This is a genomic window from Streptosporangium carneum (assembly GCF_027922005.1).
Lineage (GTDB): Bacteria > Actinomycetota > Actinomycetes > Streptosporangiales > Streptosporangiaceae > Streptosporangium > Streptosporangium carneum.
On sequence record NZ_BSEV01000008.1, the window covers coordinates 77,313 to 91,991 of the forward strand.

The 14,679-nt window shown below is 69.3% G+C and carries 14 protein-coding genes and 1 pseudogene; 3 read left to right on the forward strand and 12 right to left on the reverse strand.

The annotated features are described in order from the left end of the window. Positions 1 to 186 precede the first annotated feature (186 nt). Both PKF00_RS18980 and PKF00_RS18985 read left to right on the forward strand, forming a co-directional pair. Complete coding sequence (locus tag PKF00_RS18980) at positions 187 to 1,224, forward strand: alpha/beta hydrolase (RefSeq protein ID WP_271218890.1); 1,038 nt, start codon at positions 187 to 189, stop codon at positions 1,222 to 1,224. Between the two features lie 152 nt (positions 1,225 to 1,376). Then, positions 1,377 to 1,742: a cupin domain-containing protein gene (locus PKF00_RS18985; protein ID WP_271218891.1), complete on the forward strand. Its 366-nt coding sequence runs from the start codon at positions 1,377 to 1,379 to the stop codon at positions 1,740 to 1,742. An 82-nt stretch (positions 1,743 to 1,824) separates the two neighbouring features. Here the strand turns inward: PKF00_RS18985 and PKF00_RS18990 are convergent. The 12 genes and pseudogenes from PKF00_RS18990 to PKF00_RS19045 form a co-directional block, all read right to left on the reverse strand. Continuing rightward, a pseudogene (locus tag PKF00_RS18990) lies at positions 1,825 to 2,670 on the reverse strand (ABC transporter ATP-binding protein); the annotation flags it as partial. A gap of 211 nt (positions 2,671 to 2,881) precedes the next feature. Further along, the gene (locus tag PKF00_RS18995; RefSeq protein WP_271218893.1) at positions 2,882 to 3,940 is read right to left on the reverse strand and encodes an ABC transporter ATP-binding protein; all 1,059 of its coding nucleotides are present in this window, start codon (positions 3,938 to 3,940) and stop codon (positions 2,882 to 2,884) included. A gap of 34 nt (positions 3,941 to 3,974) precedes the next feature. Further along, positions 3,975 to 4,886, reverse strand: a complete 912-nt coding sequence (locus tag PKF00_RS19000) for an ABC transporter permease (protein WP_271218894.1) — start codon at positions 4,884 to 4,886, stop codon at positions 3,975 to 3,977. Between the two features lie 94 nt (positions 4,887 to 4,980). Further along, positions 4,981 to 5,919, reverse strand: coding sequence for an ABC transporter permease (locus PKF00_RS19005; protein WP_271218895.1), 939 nt, complete (start codon positions 5,917 to 5,919; stop codon positions 4,981 to 4,983). Then, positions 5,919 to 6,977, reverse strand: a complete 1,059-nt coding sequence (locus tag PKF00_RS19010) for an LLM class F420-dependent oxidoreductase (protein ID WP_271218896.1) — start codon at positions 6,975 to 6,977, stop codon at positions 5,919 to 5,921. Before PKF00_RS19010 ends, PKF00_RS19005 begins: the two co-directional genes overlap by 1 nt. A 39-nt stretch (positions 6,978 to 7,016) precedes the next feature. Next, a complete protein-coding gene (locus tag PKF00_RS19015; protein WP_271218897.1) occupies positions 7,017 to 7,760 on the reverse strand; it encodes an enoyl-CoA hydratase/isomerase family protein in 744 nt (247 codons plus the stop codon). Positions 7,761 to 7,790: 30 nt separating this feature from the next. Continuing rightward, on the reverse strand, positions 7,791 to 9,410 hold the full coding sequence (locus PKF00_RS19020; protein ID WP_271218898.1) for an ABC transporter substrate-binding protein: 1,620 nt from the start codon (positions 9,408 to 9,410) through the stop codon (positions 7,791 to 7,793). Between the two features lie 201 nt (positions 9,411 to 9,611). After that, entirely contained in the window at positions 9,612 to 10,415 is an 804-nt protein-coding gene (locus PKF00_RS19025; RefSeq protein WP_271218899.1) for an enoyl-CoA hydratase/isomerase family protein, read from the reverse strand. 61 nt (positions 10,416 to 10,476) lie between these two features. Next, positions 10,477 to 11,406, reverse strand: a complete 930-nt coding sequence (locus PKF00_RS19030; RefSeq protein WP_271218900.1) for a phosphotriesterase family protein — start codon at positions 11,404 to 11,406, stop codon at positions 10,477 to 10,479. Beyond that, positions 11,391 to 12,107 (reverse strand): CoA-transferase, encoded by a 717-nt coding sequence (locus PKF00_RS19035; RefSeq protein WP_271218901.1) that lies wholly within the window; start codon positions 12,105 to 12,107, stop codon positions 11,391 to 11,393. Before PKF00_RS19035 ends, PKF00_RS19030 begins: the two co-directional genes overlap by 16 nt. Before the next feature lie 107 nt (positions 12,108 to 12,214). Further along, on the reverse strand, positions 12,215 to 12,970 hold the full coding sequence (locus tag PKF00_RS19040; protein ID WP_271218902.1) for a CoA transferase subunit A: 756 nt from the start codon (positions 12,968 to 12,970) through the stop codon (positions 12,215 to 12,217). Then, positions 12,967 to 13,695, reverse strand: a complete 729-nt coding sequence (locus PKF00_RS19045; protein WP_271218903.1) for a GntR family transcriptional regulator — start codon at positions 13,693 to 13,695, stop codon at positions 12,967 to 12,969. The genes PKF00_RS19040 and PKF00_RS19045 overlap by 4 nt, the downstream gene beginning before the upstream one ends. 156 nt (positions 13,696 to 13,851) lie before the next feature. Here PKF00_RS19045 and PKF00_RS19050 point away from each other — a divergent pair, with 156 nt between their 5' ends. Beyond that, complete coding sequence (locus PKF00_RS19050; protein ID WP_271218904.1) at positions 13,852 to 14,607, forward strand: GntR family transcriptional regulator; 756 nt, start codon at positions 13,852 to 13,854, stop codon at positions 14,605 to 14,607. Positions 14,608 to 14,679 lie beyond the last annotated feature (72 nt).

A 14,679-nucleotide genomic window follows, 5' to 3' on the forward strand; every position in this document is an offset into this window, starting at 1 on the left:
CCGGCTGCACCGATCCCCGCGACTCCGGGCGCCGCCCCACGCTCACAAGACCGGGCAAGGCTTGGTTTCACCTCAACCGGCACCGGCGGCGCCGTCGCTCTTGCTCGCTCTCTCGCATCAGAACATCACGACCGGTCAGCGGATGCTGCCGTTTCCCCTGTTCGACACCCAAAGGAGTAGCCACCGATGACCGTGACACCCGTCCCGTTCGACCCCGACCTCCTGCCCGTCTACCAGGCGCTCCACACCGGTGGGGGGCCGCCGCTCGGCCCGGAGACCGTACGCGCGCAGCGCGACGGCGGCGGGTCGATGACCAGGCCCGTCGAGGAGATCCTCGGCGGCCGCCCGGTGGAGTTCGAGGACCGGGTGATCCCGGGCCCGGCCGGAGCCCCGGACCTCACCGTCTCCATCCTGCGCCCGAAGGGCGGGGTCACGACTCCGGCCGCGCTGTACAACATCCACGGCGGCGGGATGTGCATGGGCAACCGGTTCTGGTCCATGGAGAGCTTCGTGGAGCTCGTCGACGTCTACGGGCTCGTCGCTGTCTCGGTCGAGTACCGGCTCGCCCCCGAACACCCGCACCCCGCGCCGGTCGAGGACTGCTACGCAGGCCTCGTCTGGGTCTCCGAGCACGCCGACGAGCTGGGCTTCGACCCGGGACGGATCGTCGTGATGGGGCGCAGCGCGGGCGGCGGCCTCGCCGCGGGCGTGTCGCTGCTGGCGCGCGACCGGGGTGGGCCCGCCATCGCCGGGCAGGGGCTGTACTGCCCGATGATCGACGACCGGAACACCACGGCGTCGAGTCACCAGTACGACGGGATCGGCTGGTGGGACCGCAACAGCAACCTCTGGGGCTGGCGTTTCCTGCTGGGTGACGACGCGGGCGGCCCGGAGGCGTCTCCGTACGCCGCGCCGTCGCGGGCGACCGACCTGTCCGGTCTCCCGCCCGCCTACATCGACGCGGGCGCCTGCGAGGTGTTCCGCGACGAGGCCGTCGACTACGCGACACGCATTTGGGCGGTCGGCGGCCAGGCCGAGCTGCACATCTGGGCGGGGGCGTTCCACGGCTTCACGGAGCAGGCTCCCGACGCCACGGTCAGCCGGGCCTCGAAGGCGGCCCGCGACTCCTGGCTCGAGCGTGTCCTCACTCTCCCCCGCCCGACCGCCCGGGAGGCCAAGAGCGGCCGGCAGGCCGGCACGCCGATCGGCGGGGCGCACGGATGACGACGACCACCGCCCCTGGCATGCACCAGATTTGACGTGTAATATATCAGGGGTAGAATTCAAAAAAGACTTCACGCAGCGCCGTCGTCATCGGCCCCGGCGAGGACCGGGGCCAGGCCGTCCGGCGATCCAGACGAAGTGAGGAGCGATCCATGACGATGAACTTCCGCCCCGAAGAGCTCGACCTGAGCGAGGCGAAGCAGCGGCCGCTCGTGCCGCCGAGCGCCACGCCCATCGAGCCGGCCGAGATTCTCACCCGCAACCGCGTCCTGCACATGAGCGAGGACAAGAAGTTCATCATCGGCCACTGGGAGTGCGCGCCGGGCTCGTCCCGTTGGGAGTACCCCAACCGGGAGGAGTCCATCTACGTGCTGTCCGGCAGCATGACCGTGCAGGAGGACGGCGGCGAACCCGTCAAGCTCACGCCCGGGGCGAGTGCGGTTTTCCCGGTCGGCTGGAAGGGCACCTGGACCGTCCACGAGACCTTCCAGAAGGTGTACCACATCTACCGCCTCTAGGTTCTGGCGCGTAGAAAGGCCCGGAAGCCGTACGGCTTCCGGGCCTTCCGCGTTGTGCGCCCGGCACGGGGAAAGTCCCCTCCTACTCGCGGGCGGGAAAGTGGCAGGCGTTGAGTGCGCCGAGCCCGGTGCGGTCGAGCAGTGCGGGTTCCTCCTCCGCGCACACGTCGGCGGCCTTCCAGCACCGGGTGCGGAACCGGCAGCCGCTCGGCGGATCGGTCGGGCTGGGGACGTCGCCCTCAAGGATGATCTCTTTCCTGGAGCCGCGGGAGCCGACCTCGGCCGAGGGGATGGCGCTCAGCAGCGCCTGCGTGTACGGGTGGCCGGGGTCGGACAGCACCTCCGGCCCTGCCTCGACGATCCGGCCCAGGTACATCACCAGCACGCGGTGGCTAACGGCGCGCACAACGGCCACGTCGTGCGCGATGAGCAGGTAGGACAGTCCCAGCTCGTCCTGCAGGTCCATGAGCAGGTTGATGATCTGGGCCTGGATCGACACGTCGAGCGCGGAGATCGGCTCGTCGAGCACCAGCACCCGCGGCTTCAGCGCGAGCGCGCGCGCGATGCCGATGCGCTGCATCTGCCCGCCGGAGAACTCGTGCGGGAACCGGTTCGCGTACACGGGCTGGAGCCCGACCATCTCCAGGAGCTCTTCGGCCACGTACTTGTCCCGGGCGATCCCCTGCACGCGGAGGGGCTCCTCGATGATGTCCCGCACCCGCATCCGCGGGTTGACCGACGCGAACGGGTCCTGGAAGACGATCTGCACCTCCCGCCGCAGCATCCGCATCTGGTTCCGGCTCGCGGTCCTCAGATCCATGCCCTTGTACCGGATGGACCCGGCGGTCGGGCGGACCAGCCCGACGAGCGACCGTGCGACGGTCGACTTGCCGCACCCCGACTCCCCGACGAGCGAGACGGTCTGGCCCTTGTCCAGGGTGAAGTCCACTCCGTCGACGGCGTACACCGTCTCGGCGTACTGGCCGCGTCTGCGCCTGCCGAGCGGAAAGTGGATCTTAAGTCCCTCGATCCGCAGCAGCTCCTCGCCGACCGGTTCCGTGGGATCCACCACGTCTTGCTGTGTGCTGTGGAACATGAGCTCAGACTCCTCACCGTCGAGCACGAGCGCAGGGGCACGCTCAGGGGGTGACCTCTTCAAGGAAGTGGCATGCGGACCGGTGGTCGTCCGTCGGCGCCGGGCGCAGCTCCGGCTGTTCCAGGAGGCACCGCTCCCGGTCGCCGCGGAGCTCGCACCTGGGCGCGAAGGAGCATCCGGGGGGCAGGTCCGTCGGATTGGGCGGAAGGCCGTGGATCGGCGTGAGCCGCCGCCGGACGGAGTCCGCCGGCAGCCGGCTCGGCGTGCACCGGAGCAGGCCGACGGTGTAGGGGTGCTTGGGGTTTCCGAGCACCTCCTCAACGGTGCCCATCTCGACCACCCGCCCCGCGTACATGACCATGACGCGGTCGACGTTCTGCGCCACCAGGCCGATGTCGTGGGTGATCAGCATGATCCCGACGTTGGTGCGCCGCTGCACCTCGCGCAGCAGCCGCATGATCTGCGCCTGGATCGTGGCGTCGAGCGCGGTGGTCGGCTCGTCGGCGATGAGCACCTTCGGGTCGCAGCTCATGGCCATGGCGATCATCACCCGCTGCCGCATGCCGCCGGACAGCTCATGTGGATACTGCCGGGCGCGCCGCTCCGGCGCCGGCACCCCGACGGCCGCGAGCAGTTCGACGGCCCGGCGCCGGGCCGCCTCCTTGTCGGCCTTCGACGGCCTGCGCTGATGGGCCAGGATCCCCTCGGCGATCTGCGCTCCGATCCGATGGACGGGGTTGAGCGAGGTCATCGGGTCCTGGAAGATCATCGCTACGTCCGACCCGCTCGCCGCCCGCAGGCTGCGGCGGTCGAGCGCCAGCAGGTTCTTTCCGTCCACCCGGATCTCGCCGGACACGACCTTGCCCGGGGGCCGCGGGATCAGCCCGAGGATCGACATCGCGGTCACGCTCTTGCCCGACCCGGACTCACCGACGATCCCCAGCGTCTCCCCGGCACGCAGGTCGAAGTTCACATCGGTCACCGCGGCCACGGTCCCGCGCTTGGTGGTGAACACCGTCGTCAGGTTCCGCACGGACAGGCATCCGTCCGACGCCGGGGTCTGCGGACGTTCTTGGATTTCGGACTCGGTCACGTCGGTCATCGACACACCTTCGGGTCGGCCGGTCTCCGGCAGGTCAACTGTTCGCGGTCCGGGGATCCAGGGCATCCCGCAGTCCGTCACCGAGGAGGTTGAAGCCCAGGGCGGCGACGAAGATCGCCAGTCCGGGCACCAGCGAGAACAACGGGTCTGTCTGCAGGTAGGTGGTGCCGTCGCGGAGCATTCCACCCCACGTGGCCGTGGGCGGCGGCAGGCCGAGGCCGAGGAAGCTCAAGCCCGCCTCGATCCGGATCGTCACGGCCGCGGTCATGCTGGCGATGACCACCATCTCGCTGCGCAGGTTGGGCCAGATGTGCTTGTACAGGATCCACGGCGCCCGCGCGCCGAACACGATGCTGCTCTTGACGAACTCCCGCTCCCGGAACGCCAGGGCGGGACCGTGCGCGAGCCGCGCGAACACCGGGATGATCCCGATCACGATCGCCAGCGTGATGTTCCAGGTGCTCTGCCCGAACAGGGCGACGAAGAGCAGGGCGAGGACGAGCCCGGGGAACGCCATCTTCACGTCGACGATCCACATGATCACGCGCTCGGTCTTCCCTCGGAAGTAGCCGGCGATCATCCCGATCGGGACACCCACGGCCATCCCCAGCAGCACCGACGACACCCCGATGACCATCGAGACCTGAGTGCCGTAGATCAGCCGCGCATAGATGTCCCGGCCGAACTGGTCGCGGCCGAGCCAGTGTTCGGCGCTCGGCGGCTCCAGCTGGGCCGCCACATCCTGGCGCGCCGGGTCCTGAGAGGTGAACAGGGTCGGAAAGAGCGCGACGAGCACCAGAAAGGCGATTATCAGCCCGCCGATGACCAGCAGCGGATTGAGCCGGCGCACTCCCCTCCTCCGGGGCTGCGAGACATCTCGTGAGCCGCCCTTGCCCGGCGGGGGGACGGCGGCGGTCACCACCGCTCCCGAGTCGTTCGTCGTCATGCTCGCACCGGCATTCGTGTCGTCTCGACGTCACTCGGGCGCCGAGGGCTGTGGATACAGAGCGGCCGGAGGCTTGTCGGATCCATGGAGGACCTCACACCGTCTTGGTTCGGGGGTCGAGGACGTGGTAGAGGGCGTCGACGGCCGCGTTCACGAGGACGATCACCGTGGTGATCACGATGATGCAGCCCTGCACGGTCGTGTAGTCACGTGCCTGCATGGCGCTGACCATCAGGCTGCCCAGCCCCGGGCGGGCGAACACCGTCTCGATGAGCACCGCGTCCCCCACCAGGGTGATGAACGAGATGCCGGCGATCGGGACGAGCGGAAGCGAGCCGGGCTGGAGCACGTGGCGCACCAGGACGCGGCCCTCCCGCACCCCTTTCGCCCGCGCCGTACGGACGTGGTTCTCCCCGATGATCTCGACCATGAGCGAGCGGGTGATCCGGGAGGTGTAGGCCGTGCTCACGATCCCCATGGCCAGCGCGGGCAACAGGACGCGTTGCAGGTTCGAGCCGGGCTCCGTGAAGGGGGCGACCCCGTTGGTCGGCAGACCGAGCGGCAGCGCGATGAACAGGATCAGCAGCACGGCGACGAAGAAGCTCGGGAAGGACAGCCCGACCAGCGACAGGACCCGCCCGACGACGTCGGGCGACCTGTCCTTCCACACCGCTTCCACGATGCCGAGGGTGATCCCGCCGAGCATGCCGATGGCGAGCCCCGCCACAGCGAGCTCGAGCGTGTGCGGGAGCACGCCCAGGATCGTCTCGCTCACCGACAGGCCGTTGGTGAGCGACTCGCCGAGGCTGCCCTGGGCGAGCTGCGCCAGGAACTTCCAGTACTGCAGGAGCAGCGGGTCGGTGAGCCCGAGCTTCTCGTTGAGCCGCGCCACCGCGTCCGGGGACGCGTCCTGGCCCAGCATGGCCACGGCGGGACCGCCGGGGGTGAGCCGGATCAGGAAGAAGACGGCGGTGGAGACCACCGCCAGGGTCAGCAGCAGCCGCCCGGACAGCTTCAGGAAGTAACGCGCCATCAGCCGTTCTCCGCTCGTGAGGCCACAGGTGCGCCGCAGGCGGCTCGCGATGCCGCGAACACGTCGGCGAGCACGGGAAGGTTCTGCACGGAGGTCCGCGCGATGAGCGTCGTGGCGATGCAGTCGTGCCACCGCGTCTCGAGGTCCCGCTGGACTTTCTCGGGTGGGCCGACCAGCGCGATCGCCTCGACCATCTCCGTGGGCACGGCGGCCGCCATGCCCTCGCGGTCACGGGCCTTGAACCGCTCGATGATCTCCTTGCACGGCTCCTCGAAGCCGAGCCGGACGATGGAGTTGTAGTGGAAGTTCATGCCTTCTGCGCCGTTGGCCGCGACCTGGAAGGCGATGCCCGGCCTGAGCTGGTCGGCGGCCGACTCGACGTCCGGACCGAACGCGACGAACACGCCGGGAGCCACCTCGAAGTTCTCGGGGCGCCCCCCGGGCCTGCGGCGGAAACCGATCTCGAGGCGCTCCCGGTACCAGTGGTCGAACTCCGGGGAGAAGTTCGTCGGCAGCCAGCCGTCGGCGATCTCGGCGGCCAGCGAGATGTTCTTCGGCCCCTCCGCGCCCAGGTAGATGGGGATGTCGGTGCGGGCGTCCCGGATGCCCGTGCGGATCGAACGCCCCAGCCCGGTTCCGCCGGTCACCGGGAGCTTGTAGATCTCGCCCTGGTGGGCGACCCGCTCCCGCGCGAACGTGTCGCGCATGATCGTGACGTACTCGCGGGTCCACTGCAGCGGCCGTTCGAAGGGCATCCCGTACCACCCCTCGACCACCTGCGGGCCGGACAACCCCAGGCCGACGACCACGCGCCCGCCGGAGAGCCGGTCCAGCGTCATGGCGGCCATCGCGGTCGCGGTCGGGGCGCGGGCCGCCATCTGCGCGACGCCCGTGCCGAGGCGCATCGTCCGGGTCTTGGCGCCCCACCAGGCCAGGGGGGTGAAGGAGTCGGTGCCGTACGACTCCGACGTCCACCCCGACTCGTAACCCGCGGCCTCGGCGACCTCGGCGGCGTCGGCGCCCAGCGTGTAGATCGAGCAGGCGAGCTTATCGATCACTTGATGCTCCTTCCGGCCCGGCCACCACCCGCGGCGTGGTCACCACTGGAAGTTCGCCCCGTTTTCCCGCCTCGCCAGCTGCGCGGTGCGCATGACCCGGTAGCCCGCCTGGACGGCGGCGCCGTAGGGGATCTCGGCGGACTCGTAGAAGAACCTCTTCGCCATGTGCACCGCGTAGGTCGGGTTCGCCGCGATCTGCCGCGCCACCTCCATGGCACGTTCCTCGAGCCGCTCAGCGGGCACGACCTCGTTCGCGAGGCCGATCCGCAGGGCCTCGTCCGCCGGCACGCGCCGACCGGTGACGAGCAGCGACATCGCCGCCCGCGTGCCGACGACCTCGCGCAGCCGCGGGATGCCGTTGCCCTGGACGAGGCCGTGCGTGACCTCCGGGTGCCCGAACACGGCGTCCTCGCTCGCGATCACGAGGTCGGTGAGGTTCGCGACCAGCGTCCCGAGACCCAGCGCGTAGCCCTGCACCGCCGCGATGATCACGGGCCGTGCGTACCGGAAGTTGTGCGACATCTCGCTGCCGGTGGACACCTCGAACGAGGGCGTCCGGCTCTGCCCCAGCTGGTTGCCCAGCTCGCTGAGGTCGGTGCCGCCGCAGAACGCCCGGCCCTCGGCCCGCAGCACGACCGCGCGGCAGTCCTGCAGCTCGTCGCCGGTGAGCACCGCCGCCAGCTGCCGGTGCATCTCGAAGTTGAACGCGTTGAGCTTCTCCGGCCGATTCAGCGTGATGACGCCGACGCCATCGGTCACGACCTGGAACTCGACCTCAGCCACTACAGCACCTCTCTTCCGCACAGCACGGGATCAGCAGTCGTTCGCTCGGGCGTCGACGGTGGCCTTGTAACTCGGCTGCCAGTTGCCGGGGATCGCGGTCGGCGGCTCGACGCCGCCCATGGTGAACCCGCAGACCGCGCCGTACGCCTGGTAGGACATGAAGAGCGGCTTCGCCGCGGCGTCCTCGAGGATCTTGTCGTTGATCTCCTGCCACAGCCGCGCCTGCTCCTCGGAGTCGGACGACTGGGACGCCTTCTCGATCAGGGCGTCGGCCCCGTCGTATCCGCCGAAGTTCTGCGCCGGGTGCTTGCCGCCCCGTACGGCTGAGGGGCCGTAGAAGAAGTCCGTGTACGGGATCTGCGGTGTGGGCCGGTAAGAGATGAGGGTGAGCATGAGCGGCTCCTGGCCGGTCATGATCGCCGACTGCCAGGTGGGCAGGTCCACGGTCTTGATCTTGACGTTGACGCCGATCTCCTTCATCTGGGCCTGAAGGATCTGGAAGAAGGTCACGTTGCTGGGCGCGGTGACGGTGACGTCGAAGCCGTTGGGATATCCCGCCGCCGCGAGCATCTGACGCGCCTTCGCCACGTCGAAGTCGTACGCCAGGCCGGCCTGCTGCACGTGCGAGTCGGGGATTCCGCCCGGCAACTGGGCCCCCCACACGCTGAGCGTCGGCTTCGCGGTCCGCTGCCCGGCCGAGGCCACGTAGTCGGCGCGGTTCACCGCGTACGCCAGCGCCTTGCGCACCTCCGGCTTCGCGGTCGGGCCGACCTTCGCGTTGAACAACAGGTACCAGGTGCCGAAGAGCGGAGCCTGGACGACCTTGAACCCCTTCCGGGAGTCGATGACCTCGAGGCCCTTGTCGCCGGTCGCGGTGGGCGGCGCGACGTCGAGGTCGCCGCCGAACAGGGCGGCCTGCCGGGCCGTGTCGTCCGGCATGAACCGGATGTCCCACCCGGCGGACAGCGGCTTGCCCAGGTAGTAGTCGTCGTTCGCCAGCAACTTGATGCGCTGGCCCGGGGTCCAGCTCTCGAACTTGAACGGCCCCGGCCCCACCGGGTGCTTGCCGAAGTCCTCGCCTTCGGCTTCCACCGCCTTCTTGCACACCACGAGCCCGCCCTGCCAGTTCGAGATCGTCGGCAGGAACGCGGCGGGCGACACCGGCTGCTTCATCGTCACCTTCACGGTGCCGGCGTCCACCGCCTCGACCGTGTCATAGGCGGTGAACACCGAGGCGAACGTCGACTTGTCGGGGTCGGCCGCCCGCTTCAGCGAGAACACCACGTCGTCGGACGTCAGGTCGTACGCCGGGGTCTTCTGGCCGGCGGGGCACTTCACGCCCGTGCGGAGCGCGATCGTCCAGACCTGCTTGCCGTCCTGCGTCGCGGCCTGTGGGATCTCCTTCGCGATCCCCGGCTCGAACGGCGCCGTCGCGTTGCCCGGCTGATAACGGACGAGGCCGTCGAACAACATCATCGACAGAGTGCGGTCGACCGGCTGTACGGCACGGACCGGGTCCATCGACGTGATGCCCTCGGTGGCCACGCCCCATCGGATGGTCGGCCGCTCGTTCGTCGCCGAACCGCTGCCACCGCTGCCACCGCAGCCGGCGGCCGCCAACACCGCGACGAGCGCGGCAGGGGCCACCATACGGGCCTGAACCCCGCATATCTTCATCGTTCGCTCCCATGTCCCGGGCACAGACCCGATTCCGAAAGTCCAAGGAATTTATTGATACGGGTCGTGCCGAGACGGCGGCGATCCCGTCCCCGAGTGGTAGACACCGCGCTGGGCTGATCCGCTTGCAGTGTAGTACTGAATGTTACACCTGAAATATCACATACGCAATGGTCATTCCGTCGCGGTGTCCACCGCCCGGTTCCCCGGGCCGGCCGGCGCCCCTGTCGCCCCGAGGCCGCCGGACATCGCCTCGCGGGTCATCAGGCTGACGTCGCGGGCGTACTCGAAAGCGTGGTCGTAATCGAGCTCCTGGACGGCCCGGAAGATCCGCTTGGTGAGGCGGATCGCGGTCGGCGACTTCTCCGCCAGGGCCTGCGCGTAGCCGACGGCCTCGGTCATCAGGTCGGCGGCGGGAACGATCCGGGTGACCATGCCCATCGCGTGGGCCTCGGCCGCCTCGACGAACCGGCCGGACAGCAGCAGGTCGAGGGCCTGGAGGCGCCCGACCACGCGGCTCAGGCCGACCGCCACCGTGACCGGGGCGATTCCGTGGTTGGTCTCGGGATAGCTGAAGCGCGCCGTGTCGGCCGCGATGACGACGTCGCACGACACCGCGAGCGCGCAACCGCCGCCCACGGCGAACCCGTTGACCGCGGCGATCACCGGCTTCGGCACCCGCGACAACCGCTCGTAGATCCGGTCGTTGTCGACCGCCTGCGCGTACCGGCCCCACAGGTCGTCAGGGCGGGGGCTCGTGCCGGCCTCCTTGAGGTCGGCGCCCGCCGAGAACGCGGGGCCGTTGCCGGTGATGACGATCGCGCCCACATCCGGGTCGGCGACGGCGTCGTCCACCGCCTGATGGAAGAGCCGCATCAGCTCGCTGTTCAGCGCGTTGCGGACCCGGGGACGGTTGAGGGTGATGACGCGCACCCGGCCGTCGGTCCGGCACAGCACCACCTCGGCGTTGTCAGCCACTCGCTTTCTCCTGACGTCGATGGGACATGGGTGGAATGGGGAATCGGATGGATCGGCGCGGTCAGGAGCCGACGAGAAGACGCACGGGGTTGTCCACCATGATGGATTCGACGACCTCGTCGGGAACCCCGGCCTCCCGCAGATCGGGCACGACCTGCTTCAGCACGTACGCGTATCCGGGTCCGCCCGCACTGCCGCGATCCCCCGGAATGCACACGTCATGGGAGATCAACAGGTGCGACGCCCAGCCCCGGCGGATGAACTCCACCATGTTGCGGATGCGCCGTTCCTGCTGGTGGGGGTTGCGGGGGCCGTTGCGGTCGTAGCTCACCAGCGCGCCGCGTTTCGCGAGCAGCTCGTGGTAGTCGAGGTAGGGATACATGTCGCAGTGGGCCACGGCGACCCGCCGCAGGTCGCAGCCCTCCTCCTCGAGCACGTCGAGCTGCCATCTCCCGACGTCGCTCTTGACCGCGTGCAGGACGAGCCCGAGACCGGTCTCCTTCTGGGCCCTGGCCGCGGCGCGCAGCACCCGCTCCTCGGCCGCGGACAGGTAGCCGTGGTCGGCCCCGATCTCCCCGATCACACCCGGCCGGATGCCGTGCACCCCGGTCCTGATGTCCTCGAGCAGGACCTCGGTCAGCTCAGCGACGCTGACCTTGTTCATGTCCTCCTCGTAGAAGGACTCGCGGTACCAGCCGCAGCCCATCACGATGTGCACGCCGGTCTGCTCCGACACCGAGCGCAGCAGACCCGGGTTCCTCCCCAGGCCGTTGTTCGTGCAGTCGATGATCGTGCCGCCGCCCGCCGCCTTGAACTCCTTGAGGTCGGGCACGGCGTCCTCGGACTCGTCCAGGGTGGGATCGGGCCGCGGCCGGTCCTTGATGAGGTCGCAGACCACGTGTTCGTGCGGCAGGATCCGCCCCAGCTCCGACACCGGGACCGGGCCGCGCACGGTCTCGACGGTCCGGCCGCCCGCTACGCCGCGGTCCACAGGTCATCCCTGTCGCTCTTGAGCGTCACCTCGGCGATGCCCTCCGGCGCGGCCACGAGCTCCACCTCGGTGACCCGCTGGGCGTCCTCGAGGCTCCAGCCGGGCACGAGCTCGCGTACGATCGCCCTGCCGTCCTCCAGGTCGATCACGCCGATGTCGGTGACCAGCCGGTCGACGCAGCGCGGCGCGGTCATCTCCAGGTCGAGCCGGTTGACGAACCGCCGCGGGCGCGGCAGCAGCTGCATGGCGACGACCACCCGCCGGGCGCAGAACGCGAGGTCCTGGGCGCCGCCGATCGCGCCCGCTATCGCCCCGGGCAGCCAGAAGTTGGCGAGGTCGCCCTGCACGCTCACCTGGAACGCTCCCAGGATCGTCGCGTCGAGGTGGCCGCCCCGGATCAGGGCGAAGGACTCCGCGTGGTCCATGACGACCATCCCGGGACGGGGGATGATCGGCTGCCGGCCCGCCGTGGCCAGCGACGGGTCGACCTCGTCCTGGGTGCGGGCCGTCCTGCCGTGCCCGAGGACGCCGTGCTCGCTGTGCAGGAAGATGTCGTCCTCGTCCTCGATGAAGAGGCTGCACAGCATGGGCACGCCGACGCCCAGGTTGATGACGTCTCCCTCACGGAAGTCCTGTGAGATGCGTCGCGCGATTCCGACCCTGCTCAGGGATGGCGCGGAGGGGTGTTGAGCTGGCGTCATAGCCTGGCCGGGGGTCCGGGCGCAGTGTCCCCCGAACTCCTTTCCCGAGGATGGATTCACCCGAGGCCGCCCGACCGCCTCGGTCCTGGAACTCGCTGGAGCGCTGGTCACCTCACCATGAGGCGCCTGTCGCTCAGGACGATCCGGTCCACGTACGGACTGGGAGTGACGATGTGCTGCGGGTCCAGATAGTCGACGACCTCCTCGACCTCCACGATCGTCACCTTGCCGCTGCCGGCCACGACGGGGTTCGTCGTCCGGGCGCCGTGCCGGTAGATGAGGTTGCCGAACCGGTCGGCCTGGTATGCGGAGATGATGGCGAAATCGGGGCGGAGCGCCGTCTCGAGAAGGTGCGGCACGCCGTCGAAATAACGGACGTCCTTGCCCTCACCGATCTTCGTGCCCACGCCGACCGGCGTGTAGACGCCGCCGAGACCCGCGCGCCCGCAGCGCAGCCGCTCGCACAGGCTGCCCTGCCCGATCAGCTCGATCTCCACGTCGCCCCGCCGGACGCCCGCCTCCAGCGGCCCGTCGAAGTTCGGGTTGTTGAGCGAGGAGAAGGTGGTGATCGCCTTGCGCACCTGGCCGAGCTCGGCGAGGTATCCGACGGGGTAGACGCCGTCCTCCGGCTCCGGGATGTACGGCTGGTTGCCGCCGCCGGCCCCGTACGACTGCGCGCCGGCGCGGCCGCGCCCTGACTCGCACGCGATGATCGTCAGGTCGCTCAGGCCGCGCTCGGCGATTGCCTTGATCAGCGTGCTCGGGACACCGGGCACGCCGACAAAGCCGCCGAAAGCAATCATGGCGCCGCTTCCGATGTCGGCGACGGCCTCGGCCGCCGACTCCACGACCTTGTTGATCATCTCTCACCTTCCGTGCGTTTCGACAACTTTGAGTAGGCGGTGGGCGCCGGGTCGCCGTTCGGCTGCGCCGTCACCACGAGAAGGCGCACCCGTGCGGTGGCGTCCAGCATGTGGTCCCGCATGGCGATGTAGGCGGCTTCGGGGTCACCGGCCTCGATTGCCTCCGCGATGGAACGGTGCTGAGCCGCGGACTCGGTGAGCCTGCCGGGCTGGCTGAGGTTGCGGAACCGCAGCAGGCGCACGCGCCCGTCGAGCACCGCGAACGAATCCCGCAACCCGTCGCTCCGGGCCATCGCGAGCAGGGCTTCGCGGCGTTCTTCCAGCGCCCGCACATATTCCTGGACGTCGTTGGAGTGAGCCAGCCGTTCGAGCTCGTCGAAGGTCCCGCGAAACGCGGCACGTTGTTCCGGGGTGCCGCGTACGGCGGCCCACGCGGCCATCATGGGTTCCAGGGCGGTCTTGATCTGGTAGACGTCGGTGATCTCCTGCGGGCTGATCTCCCGGACGAAGACGCCGACGCGCGGGGTGATGGTGACGAGACCCTCCACGCTCAACTGCTGCAGAGCGTCACGCACCGGTGTCCGGGACACGCCGAACCGTTCGGCGAGGTCGTCGGTCGAGATCCGCTCACCGGAGGTCACCGTGCCGTTGTGGATCAACGCGCGGATCTCTTCGATGACGACGTCCTTCGCCGAGAGAACACGGAGTCTCAGGGAAGTGCGCACAAACTCAAGTGTGAGCGCTGATGTACTACATGTCAAGGATCAGCATCCCAGCGCCGCTCGATGATGTCCTCGGATCTCCATTGGCCGGCCCTGTCGTGCGGCTACGATTACTTCAGGGGGTTCTGCACATCAGCGCTAATGGAGTAGGTGAAATCGTTGGATTCACAGGTCCGGATCCTCTCGGCCAAGGATGTGGTCGCCGAGGAGATCCGCGCGCTGATCTACAACGGCACGATGGCCTCCGGTGAGCGGATCTCGACCGACGACCTCGCCGAGCGGTTCGGCGTGTCCCGGACACCGGTGCGTGACGCTCTGCAGCAGTTGAGCGTGGAGGGTCTCGTCACCATCACCCCGCGCGTCGGCGTCTTCGTCCGGGAGATCAGCCCGCAGGAGATCAGCGACGTCTACCAGATCAAGAGCGCGCTGGAACCCATGATGGCCGCGTGGGCCGCCGTGCGCGGCACCGTGGAGCAGCGCAGCGCTCTGCTGCGGTCGGTGACCGATCTGGAGCGGGTGGCCGAGGCCGAGGATGTCCCCACGTATGTCCGCATGATCGAGGAAAGACACGAGGAGATGCTGACGATGGCCGGGAGCGGCGGGTTACGCGACGCGCTGGGCGTTCTCGACGGCCGCGTGCGTCTGCTGCGCTTCCGCAACCTCAGCCAGCCCGGCAGTCTCGCCGAATCCGTCGCGGGACACCGCGCGGTCGCCGAAGCGATCGCCGCCGGCGACCCGCAGGCGGCGTACAACGCGATGCAGGCCCACAAGGCGCATTCGACCGCGAAGGTCGAGGCGCTGATGCCGACGACCGACGGCGACACGCCGTCGATCACTCAGTTGGCGGCGGGCCGGCGCGGGACGTCCCGGTCGACGCGCGGGTCCCGAAAGCGCTCGTCTCCGGCCTCGACGTAGGCCCGCGTCAGGCCGGGCGGGTCCCCCGATATCCCTCCGATATCCCTCGTTCGCGACGACCCGCCGCCTGCC

Coding starts and splice junctions, on each gene's coding strand:
- PKF00_RS19020 (WP_271218898.1), bottom strand. CDS start 9,410: ATGGTGGCCCCTGCCGCGCTCGTCGCGGTGTTGGCGGCCGCCGGCTGC.
- PKF00_RS18985 (WP_271218891.1), top strand. CDS start 1,377: ATGACGATGAACTTCCGCCCCGAAGAGCTCGACCTGAGCGAGGCGAAG.
- PKF00_RS19005 (WP_271218895.1), bottom strand. CDS start 5,919: ATGGCGCGTTACTTCCTGAAGCTGTCCGGGCGGCTGCTGCTGACCCTG.
- PKF00_RS19000 (WP_271218894.1), bottom strand. CDS start 4,886: ATGACGACGAACGACTCGGGAGCGGTGGTGACCGCCGCCGTCCCCCCG.
- PKF00_RS18980 (WP_271218890.1), top strand. CDS start 187: ATGACCGTGACACCCGTCCCGTTCGACCCCGACCTCCTGCCCGTCTAC.
- PKF00_RS19040 (WP_271218902.1), bottom strand. CDS start 12,970: ATGATCAACAAGGTCGTGGAGTCGGCGGCCGAGGCCGTCGCCGACATC.
- PKF00_RS19035 (WP_271218901.1), bottom strand. CDS start 12,107: ATGACGCCAGCTCAACACCCCTCCGCGCCATCCCTGAGCAGGGTCGGA.
- PKF00_RS18995 (WP_271218893.1), bottom strand. CDS start 3,940: ATGACCGACGTGACCGAGTCCGAAATCCAAGAACGTCCGCAGACCCCG.